Raw genomic sequence first — 15,487 nt, 5'->3', positions numbered from 1 at the left:
TGCCGGTCAGTGAACCCCTGAAAAACAACAAAAAACCCGTTGCTCCAGTAGAGTCAACGGGTTGTGGGGGGTGATGCCTAATGAGATAGCTATTTGGAGCGGGCGATGGGAATCGAACCCACGTCTTGGCGCGGGTTCCTCGTCTGGCTTAAAGGTAGTGTTTCAGCACGACCATTCTGTCCCGCTCATCCCCATATATCGTTCGCCTGATCGTTGTATGCGAACAACTGTAGAGCTTGCCCAGGCTTGCCAAAGTGTGGTTGCCCTCTGCGTAAAGCCGCTTGATCTCCTCGGCCTGATCCTCTGAAATTTTCTTCGGGCGACTGCCCACCTTCACGCCACGCTTGATGGCGGCGACCTGGCCAGCAATGGAGCGCTCCCGGATCAGCGTGCGCTCAAACTCGGCGACGGCCCCCAGCACCTGAATGATGAGCTTGCCCATGGGCGTGGATGTGTCCACAGGCTCGGTGACACTGCGCAGCCCAGCGCCGGCGGCTTCCAGGCGCTCCAGAACGAATAGCAGGTGCTTCAAGCTGCGGGCCAATCGGTCGAGCTTGTAGACGATGAGCACGTCGCCAGGCTGCAGATCTGCGAGGCACTTCTCGAGCTCTGGCCGGGCCTTCACAGCAGATTGCTTTTCCTGGTAGATGGTCTCGCAGCCTGCCTTGCGCAGGGCATCAAGCTGCAGCGCTGTGTGCTGCTCGACTGTCGAAACGCGGGCATATCCAATGTGCATTCAGCTTTCCTCCTCAAAGGAAATCTAGGAGCTGCGGGCAATAGCCAAAAGCTCGAAATGCCGACCCCACGAATGTTGCGTTTTCAGGCCAAGGTCAGTGGCATGCGATAGGTCCATGGCGCATCGGCTTCGCCGACCGGGCTCTAGCAGCAGTGGCTGTTGAGCCACGCAGCCAGCGCCAGGGCGTCTCTAACGCTCGGGGCCGTGCACTTGTCCTGCGGGGCTTTGCACCCGTGCTCGGGGTGCCTCACTTGTGCAAGGGGCGCTGCACGCTCATAGCCGGGCCTGGCCGCGCTTCGCTTGCGTCCTGGCCCGGCTATGCGCGGGGCAGCGCACTAGCACTACAGGGAGCCTCATTGCGCGCGGGGGGCATGGCACTTGTCCTGCGGGGCGCGTCAGTCGCTTTGTGTCCCCTGGTGCTGGCCGCGCGTCTCAATCGGTGAACCGACTAACGATCCCTTGCGCAGGGGCAGAGCCCCTCGGCCTAAGGCCTCACCCCGTGAATGATTGAGCACTGCGCGCACTGTGCCGGGCACGGGTCGAACGACTGCACGACATGGGGGGTCTGCACCCCCATACCCCCAGCCCCATGCACCCCTGCGGGGCCGCGCTATTCGCGCTGCATGGGTCCCCATTGCTCAACAGAAAAGCGCTAAAGACTCAGCGAGCACCTTCAGCAACAGTGATGCCGCCATCGCGCGTTCCACGCATCGCGGGATTGCGCAGGCCGAGAACCTCGGGAATGTCCGCCTGGGTAATCTCACCGGGCTGGCGACCACGGGGCGAAGGCATGGGCACCGTCTGGACTCGCTGTTCGGCAACCGCAGCGGACGCGGGACGGGCGGGCTCAGAAGCCACGGAAACGGTCTTCACGCCCCGCGAAGTGTCCCAGTCAACGAAGTAGCCGCGCTCAACGATTTGAGTGCACAGCATGGCCGAAACGATCATGCGCGTGCCCTGCTGTGTATAGCACCTGCACTCACCTTTAAACGAGACACACGCGGCGGGATAAGGCGCAGTGACCGGTTTCGTCACATCGTCATAAACGGGCGCAGTATGAGGAAGGTCAGGAAGCCGAGGTTCGCGCGCCTTAATGTAGTCACCGACGCTGATAGCCTGCGCTGCGACAGGCCCAGCGGCACGCTGGGCAGGCACGCCGGCCATGGGCGCAGGGCTGGCTTTCTGAATCTTGTCAAGACTGGTTTTGCCAACGGTCTTGAACGCGAGCACGAACATTGTGGGGACGAGCACCACAGCGGCAGCAAGAAGCCAGACGATTTTCGGGATTCGCTTTTTTCCAGTGTGGAGACTTGCGGATCGATACCAGCTATAAACCTCTTTCGGAAAGGCCACCATGGTGACCTCGCCGTTTTTTCCCGCGCCTTGCTTCTCGCACTGCGCGTTGACAGCCGGATACTCCTGGACACTAACCAGATCACCGCCGAACGCGCGCTTTAAGTGCCGATGCCAGCCCGGGGAACCGATCAGCCGTCGAACGAACGAGTCGATGTTTTGTGGGTGCTGTGTGACAAGGTAGAAATCAAAGCCACGACGCCGATGCTCGGCCAGCATCTGGACGTACTCAGGCGGTTTGGCACTAGCGGGCCGCTGCGGAAAATCATTGTGGCATTCATCGACAAGAAAAATCGTGCCGTCAGGCTCGTCCTGCCATTTCTGAATGTCGATTTTCTTCCAGCTTGAAAGCTCGCCGCCCTCGACGGGCTCAAATCGCCCATTATGACAAACGGGCCGCCCCTCTTTTATCTGGCGCTCACGAACCCATTTGAGTGTATTGAGAGTCTTGCCTGCGCCATTAGCGCCCGTGACGAGATAAAGCATTACTTGATAACCCAGCGTTTAAACGTATCCGAGGTAAGACCATCAAGCACCATGCGGGCCATGATGGCACTGACGACGATATTAATTGCTGATCCGACCTTAAGCATTGCGAGAATGGTATATACCTCGGGCGGCAGCGAATTGAAATTCGCAATGGCTTGAGACTTGAGGAAGTCTACGGAGGCCCCGACGCCGGTATATGTGACGACGCCGATGCCCAGCGCAATCATGACGCGACCGACGATTGTGCCGACGACATTAATAAGAACGCCGCCGAGGGCAGCAAGAAAGACAGGCATCATTTACCCCCGATAATGCGGACTGCAGAAAGCATGGCAATAGCAACGAGGATATTCCCGAGATATTGCAGCGTGGAATTAAGCTGAGAAAAAGGCAGCGTGATACTGCGATTCCAGACCGTAATATTGACGTCCATTATGCCGCCACCACCGCCCAGGAGGTCATCGGTTTTAATTCGATTGTTCATATCGATTGTCTCATTGCCTGGCAGCTCTTTTGTCTGGTCGCCCTCTTTGTTCTTTTCTTTTTCGTAGAGCTCGGATTCCAGACTCTTGAGGTCGAACAGCTTGCAATTGCGATTGTGCTGCTCGCGCACAATGGCGCACTGTATTGCGTCACCGTCGCATTTAAAATCGACACCACAAGCGCCAGAAAACGCAGAATCGCGGCAAATGGTCAATTTGGGATTTTCCTCGCAAAAGGTTCTTTTATCCTCTCTCTTGACCTCGCCAGACTCATTATTAATATCACCGACGCGATTACCAGACGAATCCTCATACCAGGAGCGCGTTTCCGTGGCCGTCGTAACCTTGCCATCCGCACCGACTTGACTAGACGTAGTGCGCTCTGTCACTTTGACAGGACTTAAAGAGCCATCCGCGTTTTTCGTCTGCTCTTTTGTGGTCTCGCGCTGCGTCTCCACCGGCTTATCACGGTCCCAGCCATCGGCGATCGAGCCAGGAGCCGGTATATCTTTACCGCCGCCCTCACCTGAACCGCCCTCTTTCCAGCCGTAGGTTCGAGGTACGCCGCTACCAGTGCCATCCGAGCCACCCTGATTGGGTGAAGATGAATCAAACACTGGCTTTTCCGAGCTTGACGTTTTCGTCGTCGTCGTCGTGGTGCAAGTACCACCGGAGCAAGTAGTTTTCGTGTTTTTATTCTCGGTTTGCTTACGCTCTATCGTCTCGGGAAGATAAGGAACACAGACTTTCACTCCATTAACGACCCCAGGCTGCCCCGATTCACACTCAGGATTTTTCGCCTCTTTTTTTTCGGGATCAGCACCAGGGCCAATATCGCACGGAACACCAGCACCGACGCCATTACCGTATGTATAGTATTTACCGTCGGTCCGAGATTGAGCGCCCCATTCTTTCTGCACATTATAGAGACAGCCCTTACCGGGAAAATCTTCGGGGTCCCAGAAAGGACTACGCGCGCAAGACTGAAAACTGCTCGGCGTATCTGAATATTTACGCTCGGTCTCCATGCCATTCCAAGGCGCACCCTCGAAATCCTTGCACCATTTATCTAACGGGCTTAAAACAGGCTCACATGTGGAGGATTTTTCCTCATAACCGGAATTACAACTACAGTCACCGGCATTATCTGTCGAATTAGCCGGGCATGACATGCGGCCACCGACAGGGGAGCCGAAAAACCAGTTTGTACCATCACCAGCAGTGCACGTGCCGTAAACCCCAGGGGACGGCAAATAACCCATATCCTTGCCATGGGGTAAATTCTTGCCTGTGAAGGAGTTATACCACGGGCCACAAGCACCGCCAGGAGAACCGAATGGACCGAGTTGCCCGCTACCGTCAAATGCACTGATGAAATACTGCATCGACTGCGGGAATGCGAAAACGCGATCCGGCAATGCAACAATAAACGCAAAGAAAAGGGAAATTATCAGGCGGTAAATATTAGCCATGCCGCCCCCAATATTGCAATAATGATGAATATCCCCATTTGAGCCTTTGCGACGCGCCCGACACGGACGCATTGAAAAGGCCCCTGCCGGCCGGACAGGGACCGCGAGATCAGCTGAGCGCCTTGCGCACCCACTGGAACGCCTTGATGCCCACGACGAGCAGCAGCACAGCACCGCCGATCAGGGCCACGGGCGCGGCCTGCGCAGCGATGTCGCTGACGATGTCGCCGACGTCGATAGCAGCGGCATGAGAAGCGCTCGCGAGAACGAGGGCACCGGCACCGACCAGGGCGCGATTCATGGTTTTCTGGATTTCCATAGTTCACTCACTTTCAGATGAAGATTCACCATCCGTTTTCTTGAGCATTTGGACCAAGGCCCGGAAGCCATAGGCAATTGCCCAAATCGCCAGGATGGCAACGGCGATTTGCGCTCCCTCAGAAGCAGTCAACTGCAGCGGAGGGAGACTTAATTCATGGACAACAGTCACCGTGCAGGTGCTGGGGCAGGTGATGGAGACGGGGTCGGCCACAGTGCGGGATCACTCGACGGCATCGAGCGTCATGTCCACCGGAGTGACCATGGACGTCTCGCCGGTTTCCTTGTCCACGCTGCGGAAGGGCTTGCGGGTGTAGCCACCGAGCACGGCCTGGACCGTGATCTCGTCACCGACCTGGCCGAGGCGCTGCTTGCTGCGAACTTCGACGGTCTGCGGCCGGCTGTAGAGGTCCGGGGCGGGCGTGACGATGCGCGTGTATGCGTTCTTTTCGTGGCGGCGCGCCGCGTCGATGCGGCCTTTGATGGTGACTTGCATGGGGATGGTCTTTCCCTGAGTTGAGGAGGCTACTACGGTGCTCATGACGGTCTGATCCTTTCGATTTGGGCCTGTAACTCGGGCCATGCGAGGCCGGCACTCCCGCCGGCTGGGTCTACCCTCTTGGGCATTCCGATGACGCGCACCTCCTCGATGAGATCGGCGGAGGTGCAGCCTGTGATTTCGAGCGCCTGGTGCATGTATTTGCCGTAGCAGCGTTCCAGGTGGTAGAGGCCGTGGGCCAAGCTGCCCTTGGTCTCTTCCTGCAGCGTGGGGATGGCCTCGGCCGCTGCTTCGAGCATGTGAGAGAGGGCCGGATAGGCGCCCGTGAAATAACGGTCCGGGTTCGTGAGAACGTCCAGGGGAATGACGCGATCGCGGTTGCCCAGGCGCACCTCGAAGCGCGTCCAGTTGCTGTCCGGCATGTTCTGCTGGCGCCCCTTTTCGTAGACACACAGCGTCTTGCCGTTCTTGAGTTTTCCGACGTACATGGTTCGTCCCTTCGTGCCGCTTTCGTGCCAGGCGCCCTGTATGTCCAGCTGAGGGTTTCGCCCACGATTGATGAATGCGCCCTGGTCGTAGAGGGTCACGGCGTCGTCAACCGTGTATTCACCGTCTAGGAAGTCGACCGCCAGGTCTACGCGCGAGAGTTCGGCCTTGAGGCCTTCAAGGAGCTCTTGCAGGCTGGTCCAGTCATTGACGAGGCCACAGCCCTTGCCGTTGAGTTGCAGGAGCCAACGGCCTTTTTGTGATTCGCCGCCGAGGGCGATGGAGCCGATTTCGACGCGCGAGCCGTCGGCCAGGTGGGCCGTCATGCGATGGCGCTCTGTAAAGCCGAACAGCCCGCCGTCTTGCTGCGCGGTGACCATCCCATCAGTGATCGCGCTGATGAACTGCACCAGGCCGGAAAGGCTCATGGCCGGATGATCGAACGTGGCATTCAACCAATCGATCTTGGCCGCGCGATCCGATGAGGCCGTGACGGATGAACTTTCCACCCGTGTTACAGCACGGGCGGAAGGCGCTGCCGCGCCAACAGCCGGGACCGGGCGCACGCGCCAGGACACCGCCCCCCCTTCGGATGGGGGGGAGTCGTGAAATACCGTCGTCGTCATGGGCGAGCCTCCACTATGGCCGTGAAGGGCGAGGTGAAAGAAACGGGGTAGCCCGATGCGCGGACCTGGCGCACGTAGCCGTCGAAGGCATCGACGGACCTGAAGCGCTTGACGCAGCTCTCACCAGGCGCGCACATGCCGGGGAGCAGCTGGACAAGCCAGGTGCGGACGGGGGCGGGGGCGTTGAACATGTCGAGCATGCCGGCGCCGGATTGGCCGGGGATAGAGTCGATGCTCATTTCTTGTCCACGATGCGGTCCGCAATCCAGCCGAGCAGCGGCACCATGAGCCAATGGAAAATGGCCAGGGCAACGAGCGTCCAAGCGACGATCAGCAGCACAAACAACCAGAGAGGAACTTCCGTGGCACTACCAACTGAAATCGTTACATACGTATTCGCCGCCGCAGGCATCGCCATCACCGTCGGCGCGATCCGAACGTATTTCGTTGTCCAGGAAAAGAAAGCGCGACGCAAAGAGCGCGATGAATGGAAGGCCCAGATGAAGGCCATCAGAGACGAACAGCGCCAGGCGCAAAAGGCCAAGAGACGCCGCTGAAGGATGCCCACCCCCTGCCCGGCATCGGCTGGAGCCGGCAAGCTAGCCGGTGCCGTTGGGGTGGCAGGGGATGAGCAAACGTGAGGGGTGGGGGGCATGCCGGCTCCTGTTTATGATTGCCATATTTGCCAACGGTTGGCAAATATGGAAACCAGAGCCTACAAGGAGTTCAGCAAAATGGCAACCATGAGCTTGCAGCAACTCATCGAGGCAGCAGCCGAAAAGGCCGGCAGTCAGAAGCAGCTAGCGGGGATGCTCGGCATGCACAAGTCGAACATCACGCAGATGAAAACGGGCGAACGACCATGCAATCTACGCACGCGAGCAAGGCTCGCAGAGATTGCGGGCTACGACCTCAAGACAGCAGTCATTGAGGGCGTGATCGAGGAATTTGAAGGGGGTACTGCTACAGAAAAAGAAGCAGCGCAAGGATTGAAGGCAATCCTGAAAGCGTTCCCTGCTGGGAAGCTGGAGCGGGCGATGGGAATCGAACCCACGTCTTGAGCTTGGGAAGCTCAGGTCCTGCCATTGAACGACGCCCGCGAAACCCTTGATTATAGGCACGCCAGCGGTGGCTTCTGGCGGCCGGGCACAAATTTGGCAAATAGATGCCATTTTTGGCTGCAGGGCTTATGCAGAAAGCGGCAGATGCTATGAAAAGCATAGTTTCTGGTGCCACCTGGCGGTGCAGCCGTCGCGCTCAGCGGTCAATCACGCGGCGTGCGAAATGTTCCAGGTAGTCCATGAGCTGGTTTGCTCCTGCCACGGCGGCGGCCTCGTTGCCTGTGGCAATGCCCTGGGCCAGCGCCATGTGGGCGCGGGCGCCCTCGGTGATGTCGCCCTGGTGCTGGTAGGCGTACCAGAAGCGGCGGCACTGCACGATGAGCGGCACCACGCACTTGACGGCCGAGTGGTTCTGGCTGGCCTCGTGGTTCACGACGTCCAGCTCATGGTCGGCGCGCATGTAGGCGTCGAGGTCGCCACTGTCCGCCGTCTGCAGCATGTGCTCGGCGCAGCGCAGGATGTCGGCGCGCTGGGGCGCGGTGGCGCGGCGCGCGGAGCAGGCGGCGATCAGGCATTCGAGCACGCGCCGGGTCTGGATCACGTCGAGGTGGTCCGCCAGGTCGATGGCCGAGACCGTCAGGCCGCGCCGCGGCTGCTGCACGATCAGGCCGATGGAAACCATGCGCAACAGCGCCTCGCGCACGGGCGTGCGGCCCAGGCCGGTGCGCTCGACGATTTCGGCCTCCACCACGGGGCTGCCCGGGCGCATCTCCAGTGTGGAGATCAGCGTTTCGATGGCGTCGTAGGCGATGTCGGCGGCGCGCCGCTTGGGAATGTGCGCCGGGTCCGGCGTCGGGGTCGCGGGGCTGCTGGGATCAGGGAGCATGGCGGCGGTGCCTTGTCTTTCAGGGGTGTCTCAACCAGCCAGTGCGAGGATTTCCGCGTACAGCGCGCGCGGCACGGCCACGCCCTCGGCCAGGCTGCGCGCACGGGCCTCGTAGCGGCGCTGCGAGGGCAGGCGCGCGCCCTGGCCGGTGATGGCGGCAAACAGCTCTTCGGCGCGCTGCTGGTGCGCGGCTGGGTCGCCCCCGCTCAGGCGCGCCGGGTCGAAGGCCAGGATCAGCTCGCCATGGCAGGGCGCGGCGCCCGCGCCCGCGTCAAAGGCCAGCGACTCGCGGCTCATCCAGTCGCCGATCAGGGCGCCGGCCATCAGCTCCACCATGGCCGACAGCGCCGAGCCCTTGTGACCGCCAAAGGTCCGCATGGCGCCCTGGGCGATGGCCACGGGGTCGGTACTGGGCTGGCCCTGGGCATCGACGCCGCAGTCCGGCGGCAGGGGCTTGCCCGCGCGGCGGTGCAGCTCCAGGTCGCCGCGCGCGATGGCGCTGGTGGCGAAGTCGAACACGAAGGGCGTGGGCCCCGGGCGCGGCCAGCCGAAGGCGATGGGGTTGGTGCCGAACACCGGCTGGTGGCCGCCCGCCGGCGCCACCCAGGCGTGGCTGGGCGTGAGCGCCAGCGCGGCCAGGCCGTGCGCGGTGATGGCCTCGATCTCGGGCCACAGCGCCGAGAAATGGAAGCAGTGCTGGATGACCAGCGCGCCCAGGCCGTGCGTGCGCGCGGCTTCCACCAGGGCGGGCAGGCCGCGCTCGAAGGCCAGGGGCGAGAAGGCGTAGCGCGCATCCACGCGCACCACGGCGCCGCTGGCAGGCGACACCACCGGCTCGGCCTGCAGGTCCACCTTGCCCGCGCGGATGGTGTGCGCGCAGGTGACGAGGCGGTACACGCCGTGCGACTGGCAGTCGTCGCGCTGCCCGGCGACGATGGTGCGCGCCATGGCCTCGGCGTGCGGTTGCGAAAGGCCCTGGCGCAGCAGCACGCGGCAGGCAAGCTCGTTCAACTCGGGCAGGGGGATGCGAACCATGTCGGTGGAAGGGGTGGTGCTCATGGGGTGCTTTCGTCAATGCCCGCCAGCGTGGCGATGCGGGCGGGGGCCAGCAGGTGGTGCGCAGGCGCGGGCGTCCAGCCGTAGAGGAATTGTGCCGCCGCGCCGCACACGCGCCCCTGGCAGGGGCCCATGCCGCAGCGTGTGTGCAGCTTGGCGTCGATCCAGCCCGCGCGCGGCGCCAGGTCGGCGTGGCGCACGTCCTCGCAGCGGCAGACCAGGGTGTCGGGGCGCAGCAGGCTGCGCAGTTGGGGCGAGAGCGCGAAGCGCTGGTGCAGCGCATCGGCAAAACTCTGCCAGCGTGCCTGCTGCGGTGCCAGGGCCAGCGCGGCGGTGGTGTCGCCTGCGGCGGCGTGGCCCGCCATGGCGCCTTCGACGAGCGCCTTGTCGCTGCCGCCAAAGCCCGTGCACTCGCCGGCCGCGAACACTCCGGGTACGGCGGTGGCCTGCACCGCGTCCACGGCCAGGCCCTGGCGGTCATTCAGTGCGCAGCCCAGCATCTGGCCCAGGTGGGTGTGGGGCACCAGGCCGAAGCCGCAGGCCAGGCGCTCGCACTCCAGCACCTCCTCGTCCGTGCCGCGTTGCAGCCGCACCGACTGCAACTGATTGGTCCCCCGGGCCTCCAGCACATGGCTGGCGGCGCGCAGTGCCGGGTGCAGCAGCGGCAGGGCCTGCACGGCCTTGGCGGGCCAGCGCGGCAGTTGCAGGCCGAAGGCCGCGAGCTGGCCCCAGGGTGTCTGCTCGGCGATGCGCAGCACCTGGGCGCCGGCCTCGCGCGCGGTGTGCGCGGCGGCCAGCAGCAGCGGGCCGGTGCCCGCGATGACGATGCGCTGGCCGCGCACCGGCAGGCCGGCCTTGATAAGCGCCTGCAGGCCGCCCGCGCCGGTGACGCCGGGCAGCGTCCAGCCGGGGAAGGGCAGCAGCAGTTCGCGCGCGCCGGTGCACAGGACGAGGCGGCCGCAGTGCTGGGTCCAGCCCTGTTGGCCGTCTTCCAGCAGCAGGGCCGGGGCGGTGTCCGTGGCGGGCGTGTCGCCCAGACCGACCACGCGCGTGCCGGTGAGCACGCGCACGTTGGGCAGGCCGGCCAGCCGCTCACGGTGCGCGCGCGCCAGTGGCGGCAGGTGGGCGCCGGGGCCGTCGCGCCAGATCTGGCCGCCGGGGGCGGGGTTGTCGTCCACCAGCACGATGGCAGCGCCGCTGGGTGCGGCCGTGAGAGCCGCCGCCATGCCGGCCGGGCCGGCGCCGATGATGAGGATGTCGCAGCGCCGGACGGGCGCGGCGGGGGAGTGCAGTGCGCTGGTCATGGGTGCTGTGCGGGAATGCCGGTGTCGATGCGCATGCCGTCCTGGCACACCGTCTGGCAGGCGAGCTGGCGGCGGCCGTCGATGGTGACGCGGCATTCATGGCAAATGCCCATGCCGCAGAACGGTGCGCGCGCTTCGCCGCTGACCGACCGGCGCGCGCAGCCGCCGGGCGTGCGTGCGAGCGCGGCGGCCACGCTGCTGCCGGCGGGCACGGCCAGGGCCTGGCCGTCGATGTGGATGTTTACGGTAGAAGTCATGGCACTGCGGATTCAGAGGCCGAAGCGCGTGGCCGCGTAGGGCGCGGGGTCGATGGGCGGCGTGGCGCCCGTCATCTGCGCGGCGATGAGCCGGGCCGTCGCCGGCGCGGTCGTCACGCCCAGGCCCTCGTGGCCCACGGCCAGCCACAGCCCGTCGCGGTCGGGGTGAGCGCCAATGAGGGGCAGGCTGTCGGGCGTGGCGGCGCGAAAGCCTGTCCAGGTGCGGAGGATGGCAAGGTTGGCCAGGCCGGGAGCGTACTCCAGCGCGCGGCGCAGCATGCGCGCGAGGATGGCGTTCTCCACGGCCGGGTCGGTGGTGTCGAACTGGCGTGACGAGCCGATCAGCAACTGCCCCGTGGGCCGGGGCTGCAGGTTGAAGGCCACCGAAGTGCCGTCGCTGTGGTGCGCGCTGGTGATATAGCCCAGCTCCACGAGTTGGTGGCGCAGCAGGCCGGGGTGGCGCTCGGTGATGGCCAGGTGGCCCTTCTTGGGGCGGATGGGCAGGCCGGGGCACAGGCGCGGTGCCTCGATGCCGGCTGCCAGCAGCACGGCGCCCGCGCTGCGCTGGCGGCCATCGGCCAGGTGCACCGTGCGGCCCTCGATCCGCGTGACTTCGGCCTGCTCGACGGTAACGGGGCGTGCGGCATGCTGGAGCAGCCATTCGGCGGCGTTGGGGGCGTAGACCACGCTGTCGCCGCCGACCTTGAGCGCGCCCGCCAGGCCCGGGCGCAGCAGGGGCTCGGCAGCGGCGAGCGCGGCAGCGCCGAGCAGCTCGCAGGCGATGCCGTGCGCACGCAGGCGCTCCTGCTTGTCCTCGGCGGCAGCCATTTCCTCGGCGTTGGCGGCCACCCACAGGGTGCCGCAGTTGGTGAACTGGCAGGCCGGCTGGTTGGCCGTCATGCGCGGACCCCATTGGTGCCAGACGTCAAGGGAGGACTGGCTCAGCGCCAGCTCGGCCGGGTTGTCGTCCATCACCACGAGGTGGCCCATGCCGGCATTCGTGGCGCCGCCCTTGCGTGCGTCGAGCACCTGCACCGTCAGGCCGGCAGCAGCCAGCTCGTAGGCGCAGGCGGCGCCGACGATGCCGGCGCCGATGACGATGACGTCCGTAGAACTCACAGGCGGATGCCCCAGCCGAACGGGTCGTCCTCCTCGATCAGCAGCGTGGCTTCCGCGCTCATGTGGGCGCGCCCGCGCAGCGTGGGGATGACCTTGCCGTCCTGCAGCGCGTAGCTGGCGTCGAAATGGCTGCCGATGATGCTGGCCTGGCGCCAGACCTGGCCGGGCTGCAGCTTGCCGTCAGCGGCCAGGCAGGCGAGCTTGGCGCTGGTGCCGGTGCCGCAGGGCGAGCGGTCGTAGGCGCGGCCGGGGCAGAGCACGAAGTTGCGGCTGTCGAAGCGCGCGTCGTCGGCGAACAGCTCCACATGGTCGATCACGCCGCCGTCGTCGCCGCGCACGCCCTGCGCCTCCAGCGCCTGGCGCACGGCCCAGGCGAAGTCGGTCAGGGCCTCGATATTGTTGCTTTCCACGCGCTGCTGGTGCTCGGTGACCAGGAAGAACCAGTTGCCGCCCCAGGCGACATCGCCGGTCACGGTGCCATGGCCGGGCACCTGGACCTGCAGGCGGTGGTGCAGGCGGTAGGCGGGCACGTTGCGCACGCTGACCGAGCCGTCGTCGTGCAGCGTGGTGGTGACGGTGCCCACGGGCGTCTCGATGCGGTGTTCGCCAGGCTGGATGCGGCCCAGGTAGGCCAGCGAGGCCACCAGGCCGATGGTGCCGTGGCCGCACATGCCGAGATACCCGGTGTTGTTGAAGAAGATCACGCCGGCGGTGTTGGCCGGGTCCTGCGGCGCGCAGAGCAGGGCACCGACGATCACGTCGCTGCCGCGCGGCTCCAGCGCCGTGGCGGCGCGCCAGGCGTCGTGCTGTTCGGCCAGCAGGGCGCGGCGTTCCATCATGCTGCCCGTGCCGAGGTCGGGAAAGCCGCCGATCACCAGCCGCGTGGGTTCGCCGCCGGTGTGGGAGTCGATGATCTGGATGCGTTTCATGGTTGGTGCGTCTGTGTTTCAAGCATCGGCCAGGTGTCGGCCAGCCGGTAGCCAGCAGGCCAGGGGTCGGCCGGGTCCAGCATGAGCTGGTGCGTGCCCGTGATCCAGGCGCGGCCCGAGATGCTGGGCACGATGGCCGCGAGGTGGCCCACGCTGGTGGTGTCCTCGATGCGGCAGTGGAATTCGGAGCCGATGATGGAGCGGCCGATGAAGCGCTCGCCCGTGCGCAGCACGCCGCGCGCGTGCAGCACGGCCATGCGCGCCGAGCAGCCGGTGCCCGTGGGCGAGCGGTCGAGCTTGCCCGGGCGGATGACGACGGTGTTGTGGCCGGTGGCCACGCCGTCCTCCCACTGCAGCGGGGCGGCGAACTGGCAGAAGGAGATGTGGTCCCAGCCCGGCAGCAGCGGGTGCGCAAAGCCCAATTGCTCGTTGGCCGCCTGGGTGATGCGAAAACCCGTCTCGGCCAGCGCGCGCGCCTCGCTCGGGTGCAGCGTGAAGCCCAGGGCGTGCGGGTCGGTGATGACGAAGCTGTCGCCGCCAAAGGCGATGTCCACGCTGAGCGTGGGCAGGCCCGGCACTTCGAGCGGCGCGTCCAGGCGCGTGGCGAACGAAGGCATGTTACGCACCGTGATGCGCTCGGCCTTGCCGGCGCGGCAGTCGGCAACGACCTCGACCAGGCCGCCGGGCGCCTCCAGCGCGAAGCGGGTGTGCGGTTCCTGCATGGGCACGATGCCGCTGTCGAGCAGCACCGTGGCGACGCAGATGGAGTTGGAGCCGGACATCGGGGGCGTGTCCTCGGGCTCCATGATGATCCAGCCCATGGCCGCGCGCGGGTCCTTGGGTGGCACGAGCAGGTTCACATGGCGGAACACGCCGCCGCGCGGTTCGTTCAGCACGAACTGGCGCAGGCCCTGGTCGCGCGCGATGAAGCGCGACTGCTCCCAGAGCGTGCCGCCGGGCGGTGGCGCGACGCCACCGACGATGACATCGCCCACCTCGCCCTCGGCGTGGCAGCTCACAACGTGGATGAGGCGGGAAGTGCGCATCGTCAGCGTGCCTGCAGGCAGTCTCAGTGGCTGGCCAGCGGCGTGGGCTTGCCGTCCTTGAAGGTGTTGACCACGGTCGGTGCCTTCAGGCGGTTGCCCTTGTTGTCGTAGCCGTACTCGCCCAGCACGCCCTTGTAGGGGTTCTGGCGCATCCAGTCACCGACCTTGGTGGGGTCGATGGAGCCGCTCTTCTGCATGGCTTCGCCGATGAACATGACCTGGTCGTAGTAGGCCGGGCCGTACACGTCGGGGTTCTGGCCGAAGCGCTTCTTGAACTTCGCCTGGAAGGCCTTGGTGGTGTCGTTGGCGTCCATCAGCATGCCGGCGTAGGCGCAATAGACGAAGTCGTTCACGGCGTCCGCGGCCAGCTTGCCCATCTCGGGGCTGCACAGCGTGTCGCCGCCCAGCAGCTTGGCGGTGATGCCCAGTTGCTTCATCTGGCGCGCCATGGGGGCGGCCTGGGGCGCGTAGCCGCCGTAGAAGATGGCCTCGGGCTGCTTGCCCTTGAGGCTGGTGAGAATGGCCATGAAGTCGGTGGCCTTGTCGTTGGTGAACTCGCGGCCCACGATGGTCAGGCCCAGCTTCTGCGCTTCCTTGGCGAATTCCTCCGCCACGCCCTGGCCGAAGGCGGTGCGGTCGTCCACCACGCCCACCTTCTTGACCTTCATGACATTGGCGGCGTAGGCCGCCATGTTGCCGCCGATCTGCGAGTCGCTGGCGATGATGCGGAACAGGTTCTTGTAGCCGCCTTGCGTGACCTTGGGGTTGGTGCCCACGGTGGAGACCATGGTGCCGCCGCCGTCGTACACGCGCGAGGCGGGGATGGCCACGCCCGAGCAGTAGGGGCCCATGACGTACTTCACGCCCGAGTCGACGAGCTTTTGCGCCACGGCCACGCCGGTCTTGGCATCGCACTGGTCGTCTTCGGAGATGACTTCGAACTTCAGCGTCTTGCCGCCCACGTTGATCTTGCGGGCGTTGAGCTCCTCGACCGCCAGGCGCACGCCGTTGTCGTTGTCGCGGCCGGCGAAGGTGTTGGGGCCGGAGAGGGGGCCGCTGTGGCCGATCTTGACGATCTGCTCCTGGGCCAGGGCGGAGGCGGCGCAGGCCAGGGCGGCAGTGGCCACCAGGGTGGTTTTCAGGGAGAACAATTGCATGGTGATGGTTCCGGGAAGGGTTACGGAGAGGGAACCCAGGGGCGCCGGGCGGATAGCCCAGCGCCCGGGGGCGGAGTTGTCTGGGTACAGACAAATGCGAAAAACACGCGCAGCGAGTCTGCCAGAACGGATCGTTATTTCAGTGGCATTAATAAAAATCCAAAGTAATCAATTTGGCGTATGTCCGACGCGCCCAGGCAACCTGTTCTTT

19 protein-coding genes and 1 tRNA gene are annotated in these 15,487 nt (G+C 64.8%); 1 reads left to right on the top strand and 19 read right to left on the bottom strand.

Going from position 1 to position 15,487, the window contains the following annotated elements; translation table 11 throughout:
• Window positions 1-148: 148 nt before the first annotated feature.
• The 10 genes from CGR01S_RS15995 to CGR01S_RS16800 form a co-directional block, all read right to left on the bottom strand.
• Window positions 149-736, bottom strand: a complete 588-nt coding sequence (locus CGR01S_RS15995; protein ID WP_042429669.1) for a recombinase family protein — start codon at window positions 734-736, stop codon at window positions 149-151.
• Window positions 737-1,396: 660 nt separating this feature from the next.
• Complete coding sequence (locus tag CGR01S_RS16550; RefSeq protein WP_084690761.1) at window positions 1,397-2,575, bottom strand: zonular occludens toxin domain-containing protein; 1,179 nt, start codon at window positions 2,573-2,575, stop codon at window positions 1,397-1,399.
• Window positions 2,575-2,874 carry a DUF2523 domain-containing protein gene (locus CGR01S_RS15990; protein ID WP_042429678.1) on the bottom strand — a complete coding sequence of 100 codons (300 nt, stop codon included), beginning with the start codon at window positions 2,872-2,874 and terminating at the stop codon, window positions 2,575-2,577. Before CGR01S_RS15990 ends, CGR01S_RS16550 begins: the two co-directional genes overlap by 1 nt.
• Window positions 2,874-4,532 carry a hypothetical protein gene (locus CGR01S_RS16810; RefSeq protein WP_156967603.1) on the bottom strand — a complete coding sequence of 553 codons (1,659 nt, stop codon included), beginning with the start codon at window positions 4,530-4,532 and terminating at the stop codon, window positions 2,874-2,876. The genes CGR01S_RS15990 and CGR01S_RS16810 overlap by 1 nt, the downstream gene beginning before the upstream one ends.
• Before the next feature lie 109 nt (window positions 4,533-4,641).
• Complete coding sequence (locus tag CGR01S_RS15985) at window positions 4,642-4,851, bottom strand: major capsid protein (RefSeq protein WP_052382593.1); 210 nt, start codon at window positions 4,849-4,851, stop codon at window positions 4,642-4,644.
• A gap of 3 nt (window positions 4,852-4,854) precedes the next feature.
• Complete coding sequence (locus CGR01S_RS16805) at window positions 4,855-5,064, bottom strand: hypothetical protein (RefSeq protein WP_156967602.1); 210 nt, start codon at window positions 5,062-5,064, stop codon at window positions 4,855-4,857.
• A gap of 9 nt (window positions 5,065-5,073) precedes the next feature.
• Window positions 5,074-5,391: a hypothetical protein gene (locus tag CGR01S_RS15980; protein WP_042429666.1), complete on the bottom strand. Its 318-nt coding sequence runs from the start codon at window positions 5,389-5,391 to the stop codon at window positions 5,074-5,076.
• Entirely contained in the window at window positions 5,388-6,461 is a 1,074-nt protein-coding gene (locus tag CGR01S_RS16245) for a replication initiation factor domain-containing protein (protein ID WP_084690759.1), read from the bottom strand. Before CGR01S_RS16245 ends, CGR01S_RS15980 begins: the two co-directional genes overlap by 4 nt.
• On the bottom strand, window positions 6,458-6,700 hold the full coding sequence (locus tag CGR01S_RS15970; protein ID WP_042429663.1) for a hypothetical protein: 243 nt from the start codon (window positions 6,698-6,700) through the stop codon (window positions 6,458-6,460). Before CGR01S_RS15970 ends, CGR01S_RS16245 begins: the two co-directional genes overlap by 4 nt.
• A complete protein-coding gene (locus tag CGR01S_RS16800) occupies window positions 6,697-6,972 on the bottom strand; it encodes a hypothetical protein (protein WP_156967601.1) in 276 nt (91 codons plus the stop codon). Before CGR01S_RS16800 ends, CGR01S_RS15970 begins: the two co-directional genes overlap by 4 nt.
• Before the next feature lie 223 nt (window positions 6,973-7,195).
• Here CGR01S_RS16800 and CGR01S_RS16545 point away from each other — a divergent pair, with 223 nt between their 5' ends.
• Entirely contained in the window at window positions 7,196-7,522 is a 327-nt protein-coding gene (locus CGR01S_RS16545; protein WP_156967600.1) for a helix-turn-helix domain-containing protein, read from the top strand.
• Here CGR01S_RS16545 and CGR01S_RS15965 read toward each other — a convergent pair.
• The 9 genes from CGR01S_RS15965 to CGR01S_RS15925 all read right to left on the bottom strand — a co-directional run bounded on the left by CGR01S_RS15965 (window position 7,488) and on the right by CGR01S_RS15925 (window position 15,276).
• Window positions 7,488-7,561 (bottom strand) — tRNA-Gly (locus CGR01S_RS15965). The genes CGR01S_RS16545 and CGR01S_RS15965 overlap by 35 nt on opposite strands.
• Window positions 7,562-7,718: 157 nt before the next feature.
• Window positions 7,719-8,408, bottom strand: a complete 690-nt coding sequence (locus CGR01S_RS15960; protein WP_042429660.1) for a GntR family transcriptional regulator — start codon at window positions 8,406-8,408, stop codon at window positions 7,719-7,721.
• Window positions 8,409-8,438: 30 nt separating this feature from the next.
• Window positions 8,439-9,467 carry an Ldh family oxidoreductase gene (locus CGR01S_RS15955; RefSeq protein ID WP_042429657.1) on the bottom strand — a complete coding sequence of 343 codons (1,029 nt, stop codon included), beginning with the start codon at window positions 9,465-9,467 and terminating at the stop codon, window positions 8,439-8,441.
• Window positions 9,464-10,768 (bottom strand): NAD(P)/FAD-dependent oxidoreductase, encoded by a 1,305-nt coding sequence (locus tag CGR01S_RS15950; protein ID WP_042429654.1) that lies wholly within the window; start codon window positions 10,766-10,768, stop codon window positions 9,464-9,466. Before CGR01S_RS15950 ends, CGR01S_RS15955 begins: the two co-directional genes overlap by 4 nt.
• The gene (locus tag CGR01S_RS15945) at window positions 10,765-11,025 is read right to left on the bottom strand and encodes a (2Fe-2S)-binding protein (RefSeq protein ID WP_042429651.1); all 261 of its coding nucleotides are present in this window, start codon (window positions 11,023-11,025) and stop codon (window positions 10,765-10,767) included. The genes CGR01S_RS15950 and CGR01S_RS15945 overlap by 4 nt, the downstream gene beginning before the upstream one ends.
• A gap of 12 nt (window positions 11,026-11,037) precedes the next feature.
• Window positions 11,038-12,144 (bottom strand): NAD(P)/FAD-dependent oxidoreductase, encoded by a 1,107-nt coding sequence (locus CGR01S_RS15940; protein ID WP_042429648.1) that lies wholly within the window; start codon window positions 12,142-12,144, stop codon window positions 11,038-11,040.
• On the bottom strand, window positions 12,141-13,073 hold the full coding sequence (locus tag CGR01S_RS15935) for a 4-hydroxyproline epimerase (RefSeq protein WP_042429645.1): 933 nt from the start codon (window positions 13,071-13,073) through the stop codon (window positions 12,141-12,143). Before CGR01S_RS15935 ends, CGR01S_RS15940 begins: the two co-directional genes overlap by 4 nt.
• On the bottom strand, window positions 13,070-14,119 hold the full coding sequence (locus CGR01S_RS15930; RefSeq protein WP_042429641.1) for a trans-3-hydroxy-L-proline dehydratase: 1,050 nt from the start codon (window positions 14,117-14,119) through the stop codon (window positions 13,070-13,072). The genes CGR01S_RS15935 and CGR01S_RS15930 overlap by 4 nt, the downstream gene beginning before the upstream one ends.
• 23 nt (window positions 14,120-14,142) lie before the next feature.
• Window positions 14,143-15,276, bottom strand: a complete 1,134-nt coding sequence (locus tag CGR01S_RS15925; RefSeq protein WP_042429638.1) for a branched-chain amino acid ABC transporter substrate-binding protein — start codon at window positions 15,274-15,276, stop codon at window positions 14,143-14,145.
• Between the last annotated feature and the right edge of the window lie 211 nt (window positions 15,277-15,487).

The sequence above is a fragment of the Comamonas granuli NBRC 101663 genome, assembly GCF_000739995.1.
GTDB lineage: Bacteria > Pseudomonadota > Gammaproteobacteria > Burkholderiales > Burkholderiaceae_C > Simplicispira > Simplicispira granuli.
The sequence above is the reverse complement of the archived record's forward strand: the minus strand, read 5'-3'. Positions and strand labels throughout refer to the sequence as shown.

Coding starts and splice junctions, on each gene's coding strand:
- CGR01S_RS15995 (WP_042429669.1), bottom strand. CDS start 736: ATGCACATTGGATATGCCCGCGTTTCGACAGTCGAGCAGCACACAGCG.
- CGR01S_RS16550 (WP_084690761.1), bottom strand. CDS start 2,575: ATGCTTTATCTCGTCACGGGCGCTAATGGCGCAGGCAAGACTCTCAAT.
- CGR01S_RS15990 (WP_042429678.1), bottom strand. CDS start 2,874: ATGCCTGTCTTTCTTGCTGCCCTCGGCGGCGTTCTTATTAATGTCGTC.
- CGR01S_RS16810 (WP_156967603.1), bottom strand. CDS start 4,532: ATGGCTAATATTTACCGCCTGATAATTTCCCTTTTCTTTGCGTTTATT.
- CGR01S_RS15985 (WP_052382593.1), bottom strand. CDS start 4,851: ATGGAAATCCAGAAAACCATGAATCGCGCCCTGGTCGGTGCCGGTGCC.
- CGR01S_RS15980 (WP_042429666.1), bottom strand. CDS start 5,391: ATGAGCACCGTAGTAGCCTCCTCAACTCAGGGAAAGACCATCCCCATG.
- CGR01S_RS16245 (WP_084690759.1), bottom strand. CDS start 6,461: ATGACGACGACGGTATTTCACGACTCCCCCCCATCCGAAGGGGGGGCG.
- CGR01S_RS15970 (WP_042429663.1), bottom strand. CDS start 6,700: ATGAGCATCGACTCTATCCCCGGCCAATCCGGCGCCGGCATGCTCGAC.
- CGR01S_RS16800 (WP_156967601.1), bottom strand. CDS start 6,972: ATGGCCTTCATCTGGGCCTTCCATTCATCGCGCTCTTTGCGTCGCGCT.
- CGR01S_RS16545 (WP_156967600.1), top strand. CDS start 7,196: ATGGCAACCATGAGCTTGCAGCAACTCATCGAGGCAGCAGCCGAAAAG.
- CGR01S_RS15960 (WP_042429660.1), bottom strand. CDS start 8,408: ATGCTCCCTGATCCCAGCAGCCCCGCGACCCCGACGCCGGACCCGGCG.
- CGR01S_RS15955 (WP_042429657.1), bottom strand. CDS start 9,467: ATGAGCACCACCCCTTCCACCGACATGGTTCGCATCCCCCTGCCCGAG.
- CGR01S_RS15950 (WP_042429654.1), bottom strand. CDS start 10,768: ATGACCAGCGCACTGCACTCCCCCGCCGCGCCCGTCCGGCGCTGCGAC.
- CGR01S_RS15945 (WP_042429651.1), bottom strand. CDS start 11,025: ATGACTTCTACCGTAAACATCCACATCGACGGCCAGGCCCTGGCCGTG.
- CGR01S_RS15935 (WP_042429645.1), bottom strand. CDS start 13,073: ATGAAACGCATCCAGATCATCGACTCCCACACCGGCGGCGAACCCACG.
- CGR01S_RS15930 (WP_042429641.1), bottom strand. CDS start 14,119: ATGCGCACTTCCCGCCTCATCCACGTTGTGAGCTGCCACGCCGAGGGC.
- CGR01S_RS15925 (WP_042429638.1), bottom strand. CDS start 15,276: ATGCAATTGTTCTCCCTGAAAACCACCCTGGTGGCCACTGCCGCCCTG.